This is a genomic window from Bradyrhizobium sp. SHOUNA76, assembly GCF_023006445.1.
Classification (GTDB): Bacteria; Pseudomonadota; Alphaproteobacteria; order Rhizobiales; family Xanthobacteraceae; genus Bradyrhizobium.
The window spans coordinates 1-18,332 of sequence record NZ_JALBHA010000010.1 but is presented as its reverse complement, the minus strand read 5'-3'; the positions used below and the strand labels follow the sequence as shown (position 1 = coordinate 18,332).

Below are 18,332 nucleotides of genomic sequence, written 5' to 3'. Positions count from 1 at the left end.
ATCGGCACACGTCTTGATGTCGGTTCGTGGTCCTCCAGAGCTTGGATCATGGCTTTTTTTGCATTCGCTTTCCTGGGATTTTACACTGGCGTCGGAAAATTCACTGTCGATTCCGAATCCGGATTTGTGACCAGCGCCGGGAGTCCAATCCCGCTCGTCCGAAATCTTGTGGCGTTTCTGGCCCAATATACTTACGCGATCGCCGTAGCCTTCAATGTGGATGGCAGCAGCTCTTTTTTCGCCGTCGATTACGCAGTCTCGGGCGCAGCAACAGGCTATTTCATTGGGTGGCTTATGGCGTTCATTGGCCGATACTGGGATCTTCGTAATCACAAGGCGTAAACCCGCGTCCGAAAAAATGGGGCCCACACCATGTCTGAGAACGTCTCACCGAGCATTCAAGAGTCTGAGCCCAGAAAACCGATAGGACGCAAGATCGAAAATCCTTCACAACAAACTGCGAGCGAAGAAACTTCGGCCGTTGCAATAACGCCGGACGGATGGGCCGCCCTGATGCGCGTCTTTCTTGCTCAACTCTGGCGTTTTCCACATTGACAATACGGTCACGAGAGAGCCCCCCTCGTTAGCTCCAATGAGCTGCTCAAGCCGTACTCGCGCGGCGTCGCGGGATCTGCGCCACCGCCTCCATGGAATTGAAGGGCGGTTTGATCTCGATGGTGACAATCTAAAGCGGCCACGTCGTACAAGCCGTGCGCTATGGCGCACGTGAAGTTATCCTCCTCGTCGGGCCTTTGAGCTGCTGCCGGTTTGATGAACACCGAGATTGGGTGTTTTATCAAGCCGGAGGTCGAGCGGGAGGCGAACAATTTCGCCAGGTCGATGGAATTGCAGCACGCTCTTGAGGTGTGAAGCCTGCTTAGCGGAAACCGCCACGCCGGTCTCGCTTGACAATCGCAATATTGCCGAGGATCGCATTGTCTTTAAGCGAGTAAAGCATTGCCGCATGTTGGGTTCTAAGTCCCAGTAACGATTTAACCTCGACGGCCAGAGCAAGTTTTTGTCCATCAGGCGAGAGTTGCCCGGACTCGATCTGACACTTTTTCGTATTAACAGCAGACGATACAGAAGGAAGGATGTCATCCCAACGATCTCGCACATCCATGGAGCGGCGCCTGCCGGCAAGAAGCTCCTCAACAGGCTGCAGACGGCGCGAAGGGTCCGACAGATACTGAAAATGAACGGAGAGCCCCAACAGGGCGCATGTCTTGAGATCATCCGGGTGGGTGGCGGCCCCACTCCATTGACAGCGCTTTGCTTCAATCGGAGCGCAGAACTTCCCGTAAGCCGATCGTATACCCTCCTCGTCCAGGAAAACGGCATCGGACAGGCTGCTTGCGACCAAATTCTCGGCCAAGACCCGCTTGCCGCTCACCGACGATGTCCGAAGCTCGCTGGGAAGCACACGCTTGCCTGTCACCGCACAGGGCTGAAGAACATCTGGTGCAACGATCTTCCCGGTCTTTGCGCATCGTTCGGCCTCGCGCGGGAGCAAGGCGCGTTTGGTTTCCTGGCAGCGAACGAATTCCCGGGCGTGTCCGCGCATGCCGGAGACTACTGAGGAAGCCTCTTGATCGAGACGATATGGTTTATCCGAAACCTCGCTTTTGCCAAGTCGCTCCGAAAGCACATCAGTCCTTGTAAAAGCGCATTGCCCGAAATAGGCAGGCTCACCCCTCTTGCCGGTAATGGCGCAGGTTTTTAGCAATGTCCGGTCGACGACTGCGTTCGTGATATCGGACATGCCACCTTCGTCAACGAGGATGGATTTCCCGGAAAGCGAACAGCGAAGGAGGTGCTCAGGCAATCCATAACGACCACTCACCTCCGAGCGCGCCAACCGGTGCTTTAGCGCGCGCACGCCCGACAGTTCACAGACGGCGAGACAGTCGGCAGGGACCTCCAACCGCGTCAGCGCACACGGCTCCAGCGCCGGCGCAGTGTCGATCCGGCCTTCGGAAGGCGTAATACCCAGGTCACTCTCATAAGAAGCTCCATCGAGCTGGTACTTTACTTTGAGATTTACCCGCCGGCTCACCCGGCCATCCAGAGCGACAAGTGCAGTGTCAGCCTGAGGCGTGAATTCATCTTCCAGCTTCTTTCGCTTGCGAGCATCTTTGCCAGCCGACCTCAGTTCGGCATCGCGCCGATCGAGATAGAACCGATTAAATTCGACGATGTTCGGATCGCGACAGGCTTCATCCAGGATAAGCCTTGGGCTGAGACCGGCGGCCGCGGGTTGCTGAAGTAGATCCGGCATGGCGTCCAGCGCAGCGGCCGGTTGGGTGTGCTCAACGGGATTGCAGGTGATCGTCACGATGCGCTCGTAACTGTCATGAGCCGTCGTCGCGCGTACACGGGCAACCGCGTTGCCTTCAAACCGGCGCTGCGCGCTTTGTATTATCACCTCAGACTTTACTCCCTTAAAGCCGGATACCCACTCGTCGACAAGCTCGTCTATCCGCTGCCTGGGTTCATGATCGATATCCTGAACTGCGTGAAGACCGGTAGCCGTGACGCGATCAATGAGGCGAAGGAAGGCGGGACTGCCCGCCCTATAGAGCGGTACCTTTGCGTATTCTGGACCAGCATCCTCCTTGAGGCGCACGAGTTCGGGTCCACCTTTGCTCGCGACGCGCAAGACACCGGGGGCGATATCGCTGATGGCTCCGCCGAGTTTCTCAAAGGCCGCCCGTACGAAGGGCTCAAGCTCCATGGAAGGTCTGAACCTTTCGAGCGTCGGAGTCTGGGGGCCGACATAGCCATAGCCATCCGGTGAGCCCAACGTTTGCTCGATATTCTCTTTCTCTTCTTCGAGGGTCTTCTTTGCCGCTTCGATGCTGCGGGCGATTCTCTCGGCAGCAGCCTTCATATCGCGCCCGGCAAGCGCTGCGACTACAAGCTCGCGTATTTTTTCGTCGAACCCAGCACCCTCCTCACCGTCGCCGACGCCAGAAGCTTCAAGCAGAGATTCGATATCACCAATGGCATCTGTTGCCATCTGCAGCTTCGTCATCAGTCGGCCGACGATATATTCCTCAAATGTGCCGGCCAGCATGACGTTATAGATGATGACGTTCTTATGCTGAGAGCCGAGGCGTTGGACACGACCGATCCGCTGCTCGACGATCATTGGGTTCCAGGGCAGGTCGAAATTGATCAGCACGTTGGCAATCTGAAGATTGACGCCTTCCGAACCAGCTTCGGTTGAGACGATGGCGCGAATTTCAGGAGGATCGGTCCGGAAACGAGCGATAGTCTCCTGATTTCGTTGACCGGACGATCCGTTGATGATGCCGACCTTCAGGCCGAGCTCCTCCAGAAAGGCTTGAATCGTCGTCTGAGTTTCTCGCGGTCCGGTGAACACCACCATACGCCAGCCGGCAGGATTTTCCTGCTTAAGCATCGAAACAAGTTGGCGAAGCCCTTCGAGCTTCGCGCTCGTCTTCATGGGTGTGACGATAGCTTTGACAGTTGCCGCAAGTTCCTGCGGCACCGTCTCGTTGCGGGCCATGGTCTGGAGCTGCGCCATAAGTGCCTGCGGACTGCTCGTCAGCGCCTGGAGAATGCTTATTTGTGCGAGCCGGTTTAGCTTCTGGATCGGCTCGGCAATAGCGTCGATAAGGGCGAGCTCATCAGCGGACGGTGTGACCTTGTGCAGCTGAATCTTCCGCTCGGGAAAATCCAGATTGGCATCGCCCCGCCGTACGCGCGACATATAGCCATACACGATCCTTCGAAACTCCTCCCGCGCTTCGGGTTTCAGGACGCGCGCACTATCGCGCTTGTCGTCGATGAAACGACGGGCGAACATGCCTTCGTTACCGAAGGGGTTTTCGTGACCGCGCGCAACGGCGAGCAAATCGACCAGGGAATATAGGTCCCAGAGCCGGTTCTGGATCGGCGTGGCCGTCAGCATCAACACATAGCGAAAGCGGCGCTGCTGCAGAGCTTGATGAAAGACTTTTGCGACCTGCGGCGTGGGATCGACACCATAGAGATTGCGAAGCTTATGGGCTTCGTCCAGCACCAGCATGTCGAAGCGGTCGTCGGGAATCTTTTCCAGATGCGACCGCGCCGAATGATAGGTCGTGATTACGGCCCCTACGTCATCTGGTTCAGCCGAAACAAGTTTGCTTCCGGTGACAACCTCAGCGGGGATATCGAACTTCGCCCCAAGCTCGTCCTTCCACTGAGGGCCGAGCAATTTGGGAGCGACAATCAGGATCCTGGCAACGCGGTTCCGGGCGATAAGCTCGCTCGCTACGAGTCCCGCCGATATGGTTTTGCCGAGACCGACGTCGTCCGCGAGCAAGGTTACCGGGAGGCGCCGGCAAAAGGTAATGAGATTTTGGACCTGGTGATGAAAGGGATCGAGGCGTTCCTTCCAGCGGAATTCTGATTTGAAATCGTCTCGGCTTTCAATGACGATCGGATCGGTCAGCCCCCATTCGAGTGCAGCCCGATAGACGGAATAGTCTTCTGGCGACTTCGCGCGCCGCAAAATCCTGGTCTGTAGCTCCTGCGCCGACGCCATGGCACTTGCCCCCTTTTGCAACCACAGTGACGTCAGGCTCGGGCCACCGCAAGCCCTTCTTTCGCCAGATTTCCCAAAGACTTACGTGTGCACGCCCCAAGGGATTGTCCCTCGGCGACGGGCGCGGCCCGAGCTACCCGCCTGGTAACCCGTGGACCACTCAGCTTCTGGACCTCGTCCTCGCTTCGACCACGATGAGTGTCGCGCACCCCGCACAGATGCCCCAAGGATCTGCACAAGGTCACACACGGGCGAATGCGTAATGTTTCAAAACGGGCGCTTAAAGCCTTTCCGCACGTCGGCATCTATTTCGATTGTACGGAAATACCGGCGCGCACATCCCGTCATCCCAACTAAAGCGTGATCATCTGCGCCAGTTCAAGGAAACGACAGAACGCATTCGCCAGTTGCATCTGGCGTGGTGTTTTGCATTCGGCCTCAAAAATAGCCGGAGACGCGACCATGATTGCGAGACATTTAGCGCGGGAAATCGCAACGTTCAGACGATTGGCGCTGTAGAGAAATTCCATTCCGCGCGGCGCATCGGCGTACGCTGATGTAGCTAGAGAATAAATCGCGATAGCGGCCTCTTGCCCCTGGAATTTGTCGACGGTGCCGACGTGCGCACCGGGAATGCGCTGCTGAACTTCAAAGACCTGGGCGTTGTACGGAGCGATGATGATAATGTCGGAAAGCTCCAGCTCTTTCGTTTTGCCGTCCCGGTCTGTCCATTGCGTTCGTGAAGACAGCAAAGAGGTCACGATTCGCGCAACCTCTTCGGCCTCTTCAATCGAACTGGACTGATTGCCGGTGTGAGAAACCGGCACGTACCGCAGCCCCGTTCCGAGGAATACCCCTGTGGAGGTCACGTTCTGCTGCGCGCATTTGGGGACCGCATGCAGTTTGGTGTCGTAAAACAGCTCCGAATTAAAGGCAGTAATCGCCGGATGCATCCGCCAGGTCTCTTCAAGAAAGAGACCTTGATCGAGAACAATCGCCTGGCGACCGGCGAGGATGTGATGAAGCGCCGATACGCCAGTGCCGTCGGGATGCGATCCCTGCATGGGCTGGTCCAGTTGCTGGGGGTCGCCCAACAGAATGACCTGGGGAGCAGCCTGCGAAACGGCCAGAACGTTGGCTAGCGACATTTGCGCCGCTTCATCGACGAAGAGCACATCCACACTGTTCGCCACATCCTCACGCGCCCAGAAGAATGGCGTGCCGCCCAGGACAGCGATTTCGCCGCAGCTGATCGCCCCAATCGCCTTGGGATTATCAAGATAAGCATGTACGAGATCGGTCGCAGAGCGTTTGCCGAGCATCGATGCCCGGCCTGGACGGCCTGTCCCGCCGCCCGAGCTACCTCAACCGCCTTGTCGATCAGGTTGCGAATAACCTTATGGCTGTTAGCGGTGACGCCGACGCGCTTGCCGTCTTTGAGCAGACGACAAATCATGTGCGCCCCGGTGAAGGACTTCCCGGTACCGGTGGCCCCTGGATTGGCAGCACACCGCCTGCAAGCGCAGGAGTGATCCGAAGCGCGCCCTCAAGAGTGCTTTCGTGTTCGATATGCATCCGCTCAATTCGTATTTTGATAAGTCGAGCGACGTTCAACGCGCGACGACTTTCATCTGCCGTCGACCAAAACGAAACCAGCACAGAATTTCCAAATGCAAGGCAAGCGGAATTTTCAAATGCGCCGGAAATTCCGTCTTGAGAAAGGCCGTTTTCATAGCAAAATCAACGCATTGGCTTCTGGCTGGGGCGGGAGGGATCGAACCTCCGAATGGCGGAATCAAAATCCGCTGCCTTACCGCTTGGCTACGCCCCAACAGGTGACTGACGGACCGGCGGAAAATCGGACTACCGCGGATTCCCCTCAGGTGCTGCCGGTCTATAGGGAGCGGCGCGGCATTTCAACCGCCTGGAGGGGCAAAATACCACACGGGTCCACCAACCCGCCCCTTCTCACTTTAATATAGATGCAGCCGGGTTGCTCCGCTCCGGGCCGACGCCATCCCCCCATCTCCCGGCCCATTGAGACCGCTTTCGTTTCGTGGGAATACGGCGCCAATATTGTCCACGGGAGTGAACCATGACCTACCGCGCGCCGATCAATGACATGCTGCTGTCGCTCAACCATGGCGCCGGCCTCAAGGCTGCCGTGGAAGCCGGTCATTATGGCGATTTCGACGCCGACATCGCCGCGGCCGTGCTGGAGGAAGCCGGCAAGTTCGCAACTGACGTCCTGGCCCCGCTCAACAAGGTCGGCGACGAGCACGGCATCAAGCTTGACGACGGCAAGGTCACGACCGCACCGGGCTGGCCGGACGCCTACAAGCGCTGGACCGAAGGCGGCTGGAACGCGGTGTCCGGCCCCGAAGATTTCGGCGGCCAAGGCCTGCCGCTCGCGATCAATGCCGCCTGCACCGAGATCTGGAGCGCGGCCAACGTCGCCTTCGGCCTCTGCCCGCTGCTGACGGCCTCGGCGATGGAGGCGCTGGAGGCGCATGGCAGCGACGAGCTGAAGAAGATCTATCTCGAGAAGCTCGTCTCCGGCGAATGGACCGGCACGATGCAGCTCACCGAGCCGCAGGCCGGCTCCGACGTCGGCGCGCTGCGTACCCGTGCAGAGAAGCAGGCCGACGGCACCTATCGCATCAAGGGGACGAAGATCTTCATCACCTATGGCGAGCACGACATGACCGACAACATCGTGCATTTCGTGCTGGCGCGCCTGCCCGATGCGCCCTCCGGCACCAAGGGGATCTCGCTGTTCCTGGTGCCGAAGTTCATGGTGAATGCCGACGGATCGCTCGGCGCGCGCAACGATATCTTCGCCAGCGGCGTCGAGCACAAGCTCGGCATGCATGCGTCCCCGACCTGCACCATGACCATGGGCGATCATGGCGGCGCCATCGGCTTCTTGATCGGCGAAGAGAACCAGGGCATGCGCTGCATGTTCACGATGATGAACCAAGCCCGCCTTGGCGTCGGCCTGGAGGGCGTCGGCGTTGCCGACCGCGCCTATCAGCAGGCGCTGACCTACGCCCAGGAGCGCAAGCAGGGCCGCGCCGTCGGCAGCAAGGGCGATGGTTCGGACGCGATCTTCGTTCATCCCGACGTCAAGCGCATGCTGATGCGGATGCGGGCGCAGACCGCGGCCGCGCGTACCATCTGCTATGCGACGGCGGTCGCGATCGACGTCTCGACGCGCGCCAGGGATCCCAAGGTGCGGGCTGATGCCGCCGCGCGCGCGGCGCTGCTGACGCCGATGGCGAAAGGCTATTCCACCGACGTCGGCAACGAGGTCGCCTATCTCGGCGTGCAGATCCATGGCGGCATGGGCTTCATCGAGGAAACCGGCGCGGCGCAGCACTATCGCGATGCCCGCATCACCGCGATCTACGAGGGCACCAACGGCATCCAGGCGATCGACCTCGTCACCCGCAAGCTGGCGGCCAATGGCGGCGCTGCCGTGTGGGCGCTGCTCGATGAGCTCGCGGCCACCATCAAACAGGTCGAGGCCTCCAACGATCCCGCTTTCGGCACCGCGGGCGCGAAGCTGCGCGAGGCACTTGAGGCCTTGACGCGCACCAGCAAGTGGCTATTGGAGCGCGTTGCGTCCGCACCGAACGATGCGCTTGCAGGTGCGACGCCTTATCTGCAGCAGTTCGGCGCCACGCTCGGCGGCTGCCTGCTCGCCTCCGAGGCGCTCGCCGCCAAGGCCGACGGCAACACGGACGCCGCGCGCTACGTCTCGCTCGCACGCTTCTTCGCCGAGAACATTACGGTGCAGGCGCCCGCGCTCGAGCGCACGGTGACGGAAAGCGCAGAGTCGGTCGCCGCGGCGGATGCGGTGTTGCTGGGGTAGTTGCCTCATGTGTCCCGGACGCGCTGCAACGCGGAGCGTTGCTGCGCAGAGCCGGGACCCAGGCCGAAAACGCGATCGGGTGACATGGGCCTCGGCTCTGCAGCGCACCGCTGAAGTAGCGCTGCGCTGCGTCCGGGGCACGAGAGGCAACCCAGCTCAAGCTACGAAGCTGCGAGCTTCGCCCTTCCCCCCGGCCGCCACAGCACGATGCCCGCCGCGGCGAGATCCAGCACCACGCACATCGCAAACGCCGTCGTGTAGTTGCCGGTGAAGCTCCGTACCAGCCCGACGATACCTGGACCGAAGGCGCTGACAATGCCGCTGATCGACGTGCCCAATCCCATGGCGGCGGCGAAGGCGCTGGCGCCGATCTCGCGCTGGATGATCAAGGGTGGGAATGTAATCATGTTGCCGATCGAGAAGCCGTAGACGGCACAGCACAGCAGCAGCATCGTCGGGTTCGTGCTCTGCAGGAGAACGAACAGCGCCGTCGCCTGGCTCGTCATCGAGGCCGCGCAGGCGAGCCGCGGATCGAGCCGGTCGACAAACAGGCCGAGCGAGAGCCGGCCGACCACCGCCATCGCCGCCATGACGGTGACCGCGAGCCCTGCCGCGGAGCGGCCGATCAGCGGCTCGAGAAAGCTCACCTGGTGGATGATGAATCCCATCTGCGCCAGCAGCGCGATGGCGATCGGCAATACCATGGTCCAGAACGCCGCGTTGGCGAGCAGCGCCTTGCGGGATCGGCCTGGTGCGGCCGCGCCGCCGCCGGAGGAACGCCCGTCCGATGCCAGCGACATCCCGGTCGGCCAGCCGATGAAGATCACGACCACCGGCAGCACCAGCACTATCATCGCCGTCGTGGCCGCCAGCATGGCAGACCGAAAGCCGATGCTGCCGGACAGCGACAGCAGCAGCGGAACGAGGACGATGCCGCCGCAGGTCGCGCCGTTGAACGCGAGGCTGAGCGCGAGCCCGCGCCGGCGTTCGAACCAGGAGTTCAGCACGGTCGCGATCACCACGGTGCCCATGCCGGTCCAGCCGACCGACATCAGGCCATAGGCGAGATAGAGCTGCCAGGGCGTCTGCATCAGCGCCAGCAGCACCGTCGAGGCGCCGAGCGCGACCAGGCCGCACAGGATCAGCGAGCGCAACCCGATGCGGGCGAGCAGATCGTCGGTAAAGATGACGAGCACGGAGGTCAGGAGGAACGAGAAAGTGCTTGCCGCGGAGACCAGTGTGCCCGGCCAGCCATGGGCGCGCTGCAGCTCGGCAAGATAGACGCCCTGGCCGTACAGGCCGAAGCCGAACATGAAGAAGGCCATCAGAAAGCAGGCCAGCACGACGCGCCAGCCGCGGTAGTGCAGCGAGGATTCGTCGACGCGGGTTGCGGCAATCATCAATCGAGCAATCGGCCAAATGGAACCGCGCCAGATCGTGCACCACAACCACCGGTTTTTCAAATGAAACATTGTAGCCAATTGTTGCGGGGCGCCGCGGCAACGGCTGTCATGCGCCGGCCGTGCGGAAATTGGCGCCGAAAAGATTGAGCCAGCGCATTGGCACGCCTGCGAGATGATGTAGGCTGACGCTTGGCGAGACTCGCGAAGCGGCGAGGTCGCAGCGAGCGCAGGGGGCTCACATGCCGAATGGCAACATCGTGATCACCGAGGAGCGCGGAACGCGCGTGATCACCCTGCGTCGCCCGGGCAAGAAGAACGCGATCACCCAGGACATGTATCGGGAGATGGGCCGCGCGATCGACACCGCGCAGAACAACCCTGATATCCGCTGCATGATCATCACCGGCGGCTCCGGCGTGTTCACCGCCGGCGACGACATCGACGATTTCATGCACGCCGACACCTCGCGCCCCGAGACGCTGTCGGAGGGCGCAAAATTTCTCTATTCGCTCGCCCTCAATACCAAGCCGATCATCGCAGCCGTCGACGGCGCCTCGATCGGCATGGGTACCGTGATGCTGTTCCACTGCGACTATGTGCTGGCCTCGAACGCTGCGACCTTCTCCGCGCCCTATATCCATCTCGGACTCGTCCCGGTCGGCGCGGCCAGCCTCTTGATGCCGAACACGATGGGCTACCAGCGCGCCTTCGCGATGCTGGTGATGGGGCGGACTTTTTCCGCCGCAGACGCGCATGCCGCCGGCTTCGTCAACGCCGTTGTGTCGCCGGGACATACCGAGGTCGAGGCGCGCAAAGTGGCGCGCGAGATCTGCCGGCTGCCGGCCGAGGCGGTCGCGACCTCGCGCAAACTGCTACGCACGCCGGCCGAAGAGCTCACCCGCCGCATCGACCAGGAAGGTCACCTGTTCGGCGAGCGGCTGAAATCGGAGGAAGCGGTGGCCGCATTCAATGCGTTCGCGAACAGGAAGAAGCGGTAGGGTGCACATTTCCTCCGCGTGTCCGAATCGTAGGGTGGGCAAAGGCGCATTTGCGCCGTGCCCACCATCTGTCGATGACAGCGAAAGACGTGGGCACGCTTCGCTTTGCCCACCCTACGGGACGGTGGTCGGGAGAGAAACCTCATCCGGCCGCGGCACGTTCACGACAGTGCTTCGTGAAAACTTCGCGCGGAATGACTAATCTTGGTTCCATGCGATACCGATCCCTCCTCACCGCCCTCGCCCTCGCCAGCACCCTCCCCGCCTCGGCCCAGACCGTCCCACCGGTCGAGCTGCGCATCCTCGCGATCAACGATTTCCACGGCAATCTGCGCCCGCCGCCGGGTGGCATCCGCATCGGAGATCCCGAGGATAAGGCCAGAAAGGTGATGGTGGCGGCCGGCGGCGCCGAATACATGGCGACGCTGGTCAAGCAGCTGCGCGAAGGGCACAAGAACACGATCTTCGTCGCCGCCGGCGACCTGATCGGCGCGAGCCCGTTCCTGTCGGCGATGTTTCACGACGAGCCCTCGATCGAATCGCTCTCGATGATGGGGCTTGCGATCACGTCCGTCGGCAACCACGAATTCGACGAGGGCAAGACCGAGCTGCTCAGGATGCAGAACGGCGGCTGCCATCCGCTCGACGGCTGCCAGGGACCGCACCCCTTCACGGGCGCCAAATTCCGTTATCTCGCGGCATCCACCATCGAGACCGCGACGGGCAACAGCGTGCTGCCGCCATACGAGATCAGGGAATTCGACGGCATCCCGGTCGCCTTCATCGGGCTGACCTTGAAGGAGACCGCGGGCATCGTCTCGCCGTCGGGCATCGCCGGGCTCGAATTCCGCGACGAAGCCGAGACGGTGAACGCGCTCGTGCCGCAGCTCAAGGCGCGCGGCGTCGAGGCGATCGTGGTGCTGATCCACCAGGGCGGCGAGCCCGCCGGCGACTACAATGAATGCCCGGCTATCACGGGGCCGATCGTCGACATCGTCAAAAAATTCGACCGCGCCGTCGACGTCGTCGTCAGCGGCCACACCCATCGCGCCTATGTCTGCGACATCGACGGGCGGCTCGTCACCAGCGGCGACAAATATGGCACGCTGGTTACCGCGATCGACCTGAAGCTCGATCCCACAACGCGCGACATCGTCAGCGCCAGGGGCGAGAACGTCATCGTCGCCAATGCCTCACTCGCGAGGGACGCGGAACAGACCGCGCTGATCGAGGCCTACGACAGGCTCTCAGCGCCGATCGCCAACCGGCCGGCCGGATCGGTGACGCAGACGCTGTCGCGCGTGCCGAACGAGGCCGGCGAAAGCCCGCTCGGCGACGTCATCGCGGACGCGCAGCTTGCTGCGACCAGGGAAGCCAAAGATGGGAGCGCTGTCATCGCGCTCACCAATCCCGGCGGCATCCGCACCGACATCGTCCCGAAGGAGAACGGCGCGATATCCTTCGGCGATGTTTTCGCCAGCCAGCCGTTCCGCAACCGCCTCGTCACGATGACGCTGACCGGCAGCCAGCTCAGGGACATGCTCGAGCAGCAATGGTTGGACCCGAAGCGGCCGCGGATCCTCCAGGTGTCGAACGGATTCAGCTATGCCTGGGATGCGGCGAAGCCATTCGGCGAGCGCGTGATCCCCGAGAAGATGACGCTCAACGGCAGGCCGATCGAACCTGGAAGCGGCTACCGCGTCACCCTCAACGATTACCTCGCCGTCGGCGGCGACGGTTTTACCATCGCCAAACAAGGCACGGCGCCACAATATGGCGGCTACGACGCGGACGCGCTGTTTGCGTTCTTCCGGGCACACGGGCCGATCGGTCCGCTACCGCCGAGCCGCATCCTGCGCGTGAATTGATCCGGATCAAACCGGCCGGGCCGGACAACCCTTTGCCATTGCCGCCCAAGCGCATAGATTGGGTTCTGCATTGCGTTTTGGCGCCGGATGCGCCAACGACGCCAAAAGCCCGTTTCCTGTGAGGCCGACCTGATGAGCACGCTTCTCCTTTCCCACAAGGCCTGCCTCGACCATGTCACGCCGCCGGGACATCCTGAGAGGCCGGATCGTCTTCGGGCGGTGGAAGAAGCGCTGTCTCATGAGCGTTTCCAGTTTCTGGTGCGCGACCAGGCACCGGAAGGCGATCTCGATCTCGTCACGCTCTGCCACAACGAGCATTACGTCACCGAGCTGCGCCACATCGCGCCGACCAGCGGACAGGTTTATATCGACGGCGACACGTCGATGTCGCCGGGCACGTGGGAAGCGGTGATGCGCGGCGTCGGCGGCGCAGTCGCGGCGACGGAAGCGGTGATGGCGGGCGAGCATCGCAACGCCTTCGTCGCGGTGCGCCCGCCCGGCCATCACGCCGAGATCGGCAAGCCGATGGGCTTCTGCTTCTTCGACAATGTTGCCATCGCCGCGCGCCATGCGCAGCGCAAATACGGCATCAAGCGCGCGGCCATCGTCGATTTCGACGTGCATCACGGCAACGGCACCCAGGACATTTTCTGGTCGGACCCGACCGTGATGTACTGCTCGACGCACCAGATGCCGCTGTTTCCGGGCACGGGCGCGAAAAGCGAACGCGGCGATCACGACACCATCGTCAACGCGCCGCTTGCCTCCGAGGACGGCGGGCCGGAATTCCGCTCCGCGTTCGAGAACCTGATCCTGCCGCAACTCGAAAAATTCAGCCCCGAGCTCGTGGTCATTTCCGCCGGCTTCGATGCGCATTATCGCGATCCGCTGGCTTCGCTGAATTTGCGCGCGGAGGACTATGCCTGGGTGACGCGCAAGCTGATGGATCTCGCCGACAAGTCCGCGGGGGGACGCGTTGTTTCGGTGCTCGAGGGCGGCTATGACCTGCAAGGACTGAAAGAATCTGTTACGGCGCATGTCGGCGCCCTGATGGGTGCCTGACGACGCCCGCCACATTAAGCCCGCAAAACCCGCTTTCACTGCAAGGAAAGCGAATCGGGCAATCGGAAACGGATATGGCCGAAAACACCCAAGTCGACGTCTCCAGGCTCACCTTCGAGCGCGCGATCGAGGAACTCGAAACGATCGTGAAGCGGCTCGAAGACGGCAAGGTGCCGCTCGAAGAATCCGTGACGATCTACGAGCGTGGCGAGGCGCTGAAGCGCCGCTGCGAGGAATTGCTGCGCCAGGCCGAGGCCCGCGTCGACAAGATCACCACCGATGCCAGCGGCCAGGCCACCGGCACTGCGCCGCTCGACGTGCAATAAGCCAAAACTGTCCCACACACGTTTCCTCGCTCGGCTTCTGACGCGCTTGGCACTGTGACACGGCAATGGCTGCGTAGCGGGCCGAGTTTTCAGGATCGCAGGGCGCCGTCCCACGAGACATGACAGTTCCATCGCAGGCGCCACTGCTGGCCACGGGGCAATCAGCGGCTCCGGGACCGAAAAAGATCTGATTCGCGGCGAAAAAGCCGCCAGGAAACCAGCCAAGCCGGGAACCCCTCGTCGCGGACCACAGTTAACCACTCTGGCCCGCCGGTTGCATCTGCATACCCCTAATCGGTCCGGCGGGTTGGCTTTGGCCCAAGCTTTGGTGTAAAGCTGCGCGGAGTGTGGCTTTTTGCAAGCCTTGCGTGGGCACCGATTACCGACGACAAGCGCTTCAAACTGCTGATGAAATTGGCTGGGACGGACGAAGCCGATCTAAGTGACAGGGATCACAGAGACTGAACCGGAGCGCACTTAAGCTTACCTAAGCTTGAAGACGGGGCCTTGCCCCATGCAGGTGGCTCCGACGGTTTGAGGACTCGCGCTGCGCCGATATTGTGCAAACCCATCGCGCACCGGAACGACCTTCCGGCGCTGACAAATTGGAAATCGCCGTGAACGCATACAGTAAAACGCCGCTTCTCGACACCATCCGGACGCCGGACGACCTGCGCAAGCTCAAGATCGAGCAGGTTCGCCAGGTTGCCGACGAGCTGCGGCAGGAGACCATCGATGCCGTCTCGGTCACCGGCGGTCACTTCGGCGCGGGTCTCGGCGTGGTCGAGCTCACCACCGCGATCCATTACGTCTTCGACACGCCGCGCGACCGGCTGATCTGGGACGTCGGCCATCAGGCCTATCCGCACAAGATCCTCACCGGCCGGCGCGACCGCATCCGCACGCTGCGCACCGGCGGCGGCCTGTCCGGCTTCACCAAGCGCAGCGAGAGCGATTACGATCCGTTCGGCGCCGCGCATTCCTCGACCTCGATTTCCGCCGGCCTCGGCATGGCCGTCGCGCGCGACCTCTCCGGCGGCAAGAACAACGTTATCGCCGTGATCGGTGACGGCGCAATGTCGGCGGGCATGGCCTATGAGGCCATGAACAATGCGGGTGCGATGAACTCGCGCCTGATCGTCATCCTCAACGACAATGACATGTCGATCGCGCCGCCGGTCGGCGCGATGAGCGCCTATCTGTCGCGCCTCTACTCGGGCAAGACCTATCGCACGCTGCGCGATGCGGCCAAGCAGATCAACAAGCGCCTGCCCAAGATCATCGCCAACCGCGCCAACCGCGTCGAGGAATATTCCCGCGGCTTCATGATGGACGGCGGTACGCTGTTCGAGGAGCTCGGCTTCTACTATGTCGGCCCGATCGACGGCCACAATCTCGACCATCTGCTGCCCGTGCTGAAGAACGTCCGCGACATGGAGACCGGCCCGATCCTGGTCCACGTCGTGACCCAGAAGGGCAAGGGCTACGGCCCGGCGGAAGCTTCCGCCGACAAGTACCACGCGGTCGTCAAGTTCGACGTCGCGACGGGCACCCAGGCGAAAGCCAAACCCAACGCGCCGGCCTACCAGAACGTATTCGGCCAGAGCCTCGTCAAGGAAGCCGAGAAGGACGACAAGATCGTCGCCATCACCGCGGCGATGCCGTCCGGCACCGGCGTCGACATCTTCAATAAGGCCTTCCCCGATCGCACCTTCGACGTCGGCATCGCCGAGCAGCACGCGGTCACCTTTGCCGCCGGTCTTGCGAGCGAAGGCTACAAGCCGTTCTGCGCGATCTACTCGACCTTCCTGCAGCGCGGCTACGACCAAATCGTGCACGACGTCGCGATTCAGAACCTGCCGGTCCGCTTCGCCATCGACCGCGCCGGCCTTGTCGGCGCCGACGGCGCGACGCATGCCGGCTCGTTCGACAACGCCTATCTCGGCTGCCTGCCCAACATGGTGATCATGGCGGCGGCGGATGAGGCCGAGCTCGTGCACATGGTGGCCACCCAGGTCGCGATCGACGACCGTCCGAGCTCGCTGCGCTATCCGCGCGGCGAAGGCCGCGGCATCGAGATGCCGGAGGTCGGCATTCCGCTCGAGGTCGGCAAGGGCCGCATGATCCGCCAGGGCAGCAAGATCGCCCTGCTCTCCTTCGGCACGCGTCTCGCCGAATGCGAAAAGGCGGCCGACGAACTCGCGGCCCATGGCCTGTCGACCACGATCGCCGATGCCCGCTTCATGAAGCCGCTGGACACCGAGCTGGTGCTCAAGCTTGCCCGCGACCACGAGATCCTGATCACGATCGAGGAAGGCTCGGTCGGCGGCTTCGGCTCGCATGTCGCGCAGTACCTGACCGATCAGGGCGTGCTCGACACCGGCATGGTCAAGTTCCGCTCGATGGTGCTGCCCGACGTGTTCCAGGACCACGACACCCCGGCCGCGATGTACGGCCGCGCCGGTCTCGACGCCAAGGGCATCGTCGCCAAGGTGTTCGAGGCACTCGGCAAGGACGTCAAGGCCGAGACGGTCAAGCTGGCCTGATGATTGGTTTCACCTCTCCCGCTTGCGGGAGAGCGTAGGCCGCCTCCGGCGGCCATCCTCTAGGAACGCCGGGGCGATGCCCCGGCTATCGCGCAGTCGGGTGAGGCTTCCCCTCTTGAAGTCCTTGCTTGCGGAGACACCCTCTCCCCGGCCTTTCCCCGCAGGCGGGGGAGGCAGCAGAGCTCGCGCTGCGGCTCGCATCCCGATCCAAATTTTCGGCATTCGCTTCGTAAAATGTCGGCCGCGTCAGCCGCTTCATGGACCGTACCTCCGAGGGCAGACCGCAGAGGTCGACATGCAGGGTCTGACGTTCGAGGCTTGCGTCCGGATGGCGGCCGCGCGATTGATCGCTACATGATCCCATCAATCGTCCCTAGAAGTGTCACATGAGAGCGTGATGTCCCCTGCCCGCAAGCGCGCAGATGTATTGCTGGTCGAGCGCGGCCTGTTCGAGAGCCGGGCGCGGGCGCGCGCGGCGATCGAGGCTGGCCTCGTCACGGCCGACGACAAGCAGGTTTCAAAACCGTCCGAGACGATTGCCGAGGATGCGGTGATCCAGGCCGAGCCTGCGCACCCCTACGTCTCCCGTGGCGGCGTCAAGCTCGCCGGCGCGTTGGAGCGCTATCCGATCGAAATCGAGGATCATGTCTGCCTCGACGTCGGCGCGTCCACCGGCGGCTTCACCGAGGTGCTGCTGGCGAACGGCGCAAGCCTGGTGTTCGCAATCGATGTCGGCACCAGCCAGCTGCATCCCTCGCTGCGGGATCATCCAAAGATCGTGTCGATGGAGGAGACCGACATCCGCAGCTATGACGGCAAGCGGCTGCCGGCACGGCCCGATGTCGTCGTCATCGACGTCAGCTTCATCTCGCTCAAGACGGTGCTGCCGGTGGCGCTTTCCCTCGCCGCCGCGCCGATGAGCCTGCTGGCGCTGATCAAGCCGCAGTTCGAGGCTGATAGGAAGCACAACAAGAAGGGCATCGTCCGCGACGCCGCCGTGCACAAGGAGATCTGCGACGACATCGCCGCCTTTGCCGCTTCGCTCGGCTGCACCGACATCGAGATATTTCCCTCCTCGATTGCGGGCGGCGACGGCAATATCGAATTCTTCCTGGGGGCGCGCCGTGGTTGAACGTCTGACGATCGATCACGTTGGCCATCGCGGCGACGGCGTCTCGATGGCGACGGGCGAAGCGATCTATGTGCCCTACACGCTTGGCGGCGAGACCGTCGAGGTCGATCACGTCGCGGGCCGCCATCCCGATCGCCGCAAGCTGCTCGCGGTAGACGTGGCAAGCTCCGAGCGCATCGAGCCGTTCTGTCCGCATTTCGGCGTCTGTGGCGGCTGCGCCATCCAGCACTGGGCAGCCGAGCCCTATCACGCCTGGAAGCGCGGCATCGTGGTCGAAACACTGGCGCAGGCCGGCATCGATTGCGCGGTGGCGCCGCTGGTCGATGCTCACGGCGCCGGGCGCAGGCGCATCACCCTGCACGGCCGCTTCGGCACGCATGACATCCTCAAGGTGGGTTTCTCCGCGACGAGCTCGCACGACGTCATTCCAATTGATCGCTGCCCCATCCTCGATCCCGCGCTCGACGGCGCGCTCGATGCCGCCTGGGCGCTCGCCGAGCCGCTGACATCCAGGATGCCGGTGACCAAGCCGCTCGACATCCAGGTCACCGCCACCGCCAATGGCCTC

12 protein-coding genes, 1 tRNA gene and 1 pseudogene are annotated in these 18,332 nt (G+C 62.4%); 10 read left to right on the top strand and 4 right to left on the bottom strand.

Annotated features, from left to right (window positions below):
• Window positions 1–48: 48 nt before the first annotated feature.
• Window positions 49–342 (top strand): hypothetical protein, encoded by a 294-nt coding sequence (locus MOV74_RS02945; protein WP_246917674.1) that lies wholly within the window; start codon window positions 49–51, stop codon window positions 340–342.
• A 535-nt stretch (window positions 343–877) separates the two neighbouring features.
• Here MOV74_RS02945 and MOV74_RS02940 read toward each other — a convergent pair.
• Together MOV74_RS02940 and MOV74_RS02935 are read right to left on the bottom strand one after the other, a co-directional pair.
• Window positions 878–4,555 (bottom strand): DEAD/DEAH box helicase, encoded by a 3,678-nt coding sequence (locus MOV74_RS02940; RefSeq protein ID WP_246917671.1) that lies wholly within the window; start codon window positions 4,553–4,555, stop codon window positions 878–880.
• Window positions 4,556–4,908: 353 nt separating this feature from the next.
• A complete protein-coding gene (locus tag MOV74_RS02935; protein WP_246917669.1) occupies window positions 4,909–5,877 on the bottom strand; it encodes a DEAD/DEAH box helicase in 969 nt (322 codons plus the stop codon).
• Window positions 5,878–5,879: 2 nt separating this feature from the next.
• Here MOV74_RS02935 and MOV74_RS02930 point away from each other — a divergent pair, with 2 nt between their 5' ends.
• Complete coding sequence (locus tag MOV74_RS02930) at window positions 5,880–6,272, top strand: hypothetical protein (protein WP_246917666.1); 393 nt, start codon at window positions 5,880–5,882, stop codon at window positions 6,270–6,272.
• Between the two features lie 39 nt (window positions 6,273–6,311).
• Here MOV74_RS02930 and MOV74_RS02925 read toward each other — a convergent pair.
• Window positions 6,312–6,386, bottom strand: a tRNA-Gln gene (locus MOV74_RS02925).
• A gap of 264 nt (window positions 6,387–6,650) precedes the next feature.
• Between MOV74_RS02925 and MOV74_RS02920 the strand changes: the two genes are divergently transcribed.
• Complete coding sequence (locus MOV74_RS02920; RefSeq protein ID WP_246917663.1) at window positions 6,651–8,429, top strand: acyl-CoA dehydrogenase; 1,779 nt, start codon at window positions 6,651–6,653, stop codon at window positions 8,427–8,429.
• 161 nt (window positions 8,430–8,590) lie between these two features.
• Here the strand turns inward: MOV74_RS02920 and MOV74_RS02915 are convergent, their stop codons facing one another.
• Window positions 8,591–9,829, bottom strand: a complete 1,239-nt coding sequence (locus MOV74_RS02915; RefSeq protein WP_246917660.1) for an MFS transporter — start codon at window positions 9,827–9,829, stop codon at window positions 8,591–8,593.
• 242 nt (window positions 9,830–10,071) lie between these two features.
• Between MOV74_RS02915 and MOV74_RS02910 the strand changes: the two genes are divergently transcribed.
• From MOV74_RS02910 to MOV74_RS02880, 7 genes and pseudogenes are all read left to right on the top strand, one after another.
• The gene (locus MOV74_RS02910; RefSeq protein ID WP_246917658.1) at window positions 10,072–10,830 is read left to right on the top strand and encodes an enoyl-CoA hydratase-related protein; all 759 of its coding nucleotides are present in this window, start codon (window positions 10,072–10,074) and stop codon (window positions 10,828–10,830) included.
• Window positions 10,831–11,042: 212 nt separating this feature from the next.
• Entirely contained in the window at window positions 11,043–12,698 is a 1,656-nt protein-coding gene (locus MOV74_RS02905; RefSeq protein WP_246917656.1) for a bifunctional UDP-sugar hydrolase/5'-nucleotidase, read from the top strand.
• 132 nt (window positions 12,699–12,830) lie between these two features.
• On the top strand, window positions 12,831–13,760 hold the full coding sequence (locus tag MOV74_RS02900; protein ID WP_246917654.1) for a histone deacetylase family protein: 930 nt from the start codon (window positions 12,831–12,833) through the stop codon (window positions 13,758–13,760).
• Window positions 13,761–13,834: 74 nt separating this feature from the next.
• Window positions 13,835–14,086, top strand: a complete 252-nt coding sequence (locus MOV74_RS02895) for an exodeoxyribonuclease VII small subunit (protein WP_008132970.1) — start codon at window positions 13,835–13,837, stop codon at window positions 14,084–14,086.
• 617 nt (window positions 14,087–14,703) lie between these two features.
• Window positions 14,704–16,632, top strand: coding sequence for a 1-deoxy-D-xylulose-5-phosphate synthase (gene dxs / locus MOV74_RS02890; RefSeq protein ID WP_246917652.1), 1,929 nt, complete (start codon window positions 14,704–14,706; stop codon window positions 16,630–16,632).
• Window positions 16,633–17,029: 397 nt separating this feature from the next.
• Complete coding sequence (locus MOV74_RS02885; RefSeq protein ID WP_246917650.1) at window positions 17,030–17,764, top strand: TlyA family RNA methyltransferase; 735 nt, start codon at window positions 17,030–17,032, stop codon at window positions 17,762–17,764.
• Window positions 17,757–18,332, top strand: a pseudogene (locus tag MOV74_RS02880) (RNA methyltransferase); the annotation flags it as partial. The gene MOV74_RS02885 and the pseudogene MOV74_RS02880, both read left to right, overlap by 8 nt.

Excerpts from the sequence above, each read along its gene's own strand:
- MOV74_RS02945 (WP_246917674.1), top strand. The coding sequence starts at position 49 with ATGGCTTTTTTTGCATTCGCTTTCCTGGGATTTTACACTGGCGTCGGA.
- MOV74_RS02940 (WP_246917671.1), bottom strand. The coding sequence starts at position 4,555 with ATGGCGTCGGCGCAGGAGCTACAGACCAGGATTTTGCGGCGCGCGAAG.
- MOV74_RS02935 (WP_246917669.1), bottom strand. The coding sequence starts at position 5,877 with ATGCTCGGCAAACGCTCTGCGACCGATCTCGTACATGCTTATCTTGAT.
- MOV74_RS02930 (WP_246917666.1), top strand. The coding sequence starts at position 5,880 with ATGCCCGGCCTGGACGGCCTGTCCCGCCGCCCGAGCTACCTCAACCGC.
- MOV74_RS02920 (WP_246917663.1), top strand. The coding sequence starts at position 6,651 with ATGACCTACCGCGCGCCGATCAATGACATGCTGCTGTCGCTCAACCAT.
- MOV74_RS02915 (WP_246917660.1), bottom strand. The coding sequence starts at position 9,829 with ATGATTGCCGCAACCCGCGTCGACGAATCCTCGCTGCACTACCGCGGC.
- MOV74_RS02910 (WP_246917658.1), top strand. The coding sequence starts at position 10,072 with ATGCCGAATGGCAACATCGTGATCACCGAGGAGCGCGGAACGCGCGTG.
- MOV74_RS02905 (WP_246917656.1), top strand. The coding sequence starts at position 11,043 with ATGCGATACCGATCCCTCCTCACCGCCCTCGCCCTCGCCAGCACCCTC.
- MOV74_RS02900 (WP_246917654.1), top strand. The coding sequence starts at position 12,831 with ATGAGCACGCTTCTCCTTTCCCACAAGGCCTGCCTCGACCATGTCACG.
- MOV74_RS02895 (WP_008132970.1), top strand. The coding sequence starts at position 13,835 with ATGGCCGAAAACACCCAAGTCGACGTCTCCAGGCTCACCTTCGAGCGC.
- MOV74_RS02885 (WP_246917650.1), top strand. The coding sequence starts at position 17,030 with ATGTCCCCTGCCCGCAAGCGCGCAGATGTATTGCTGGTCGAGCGCGGC.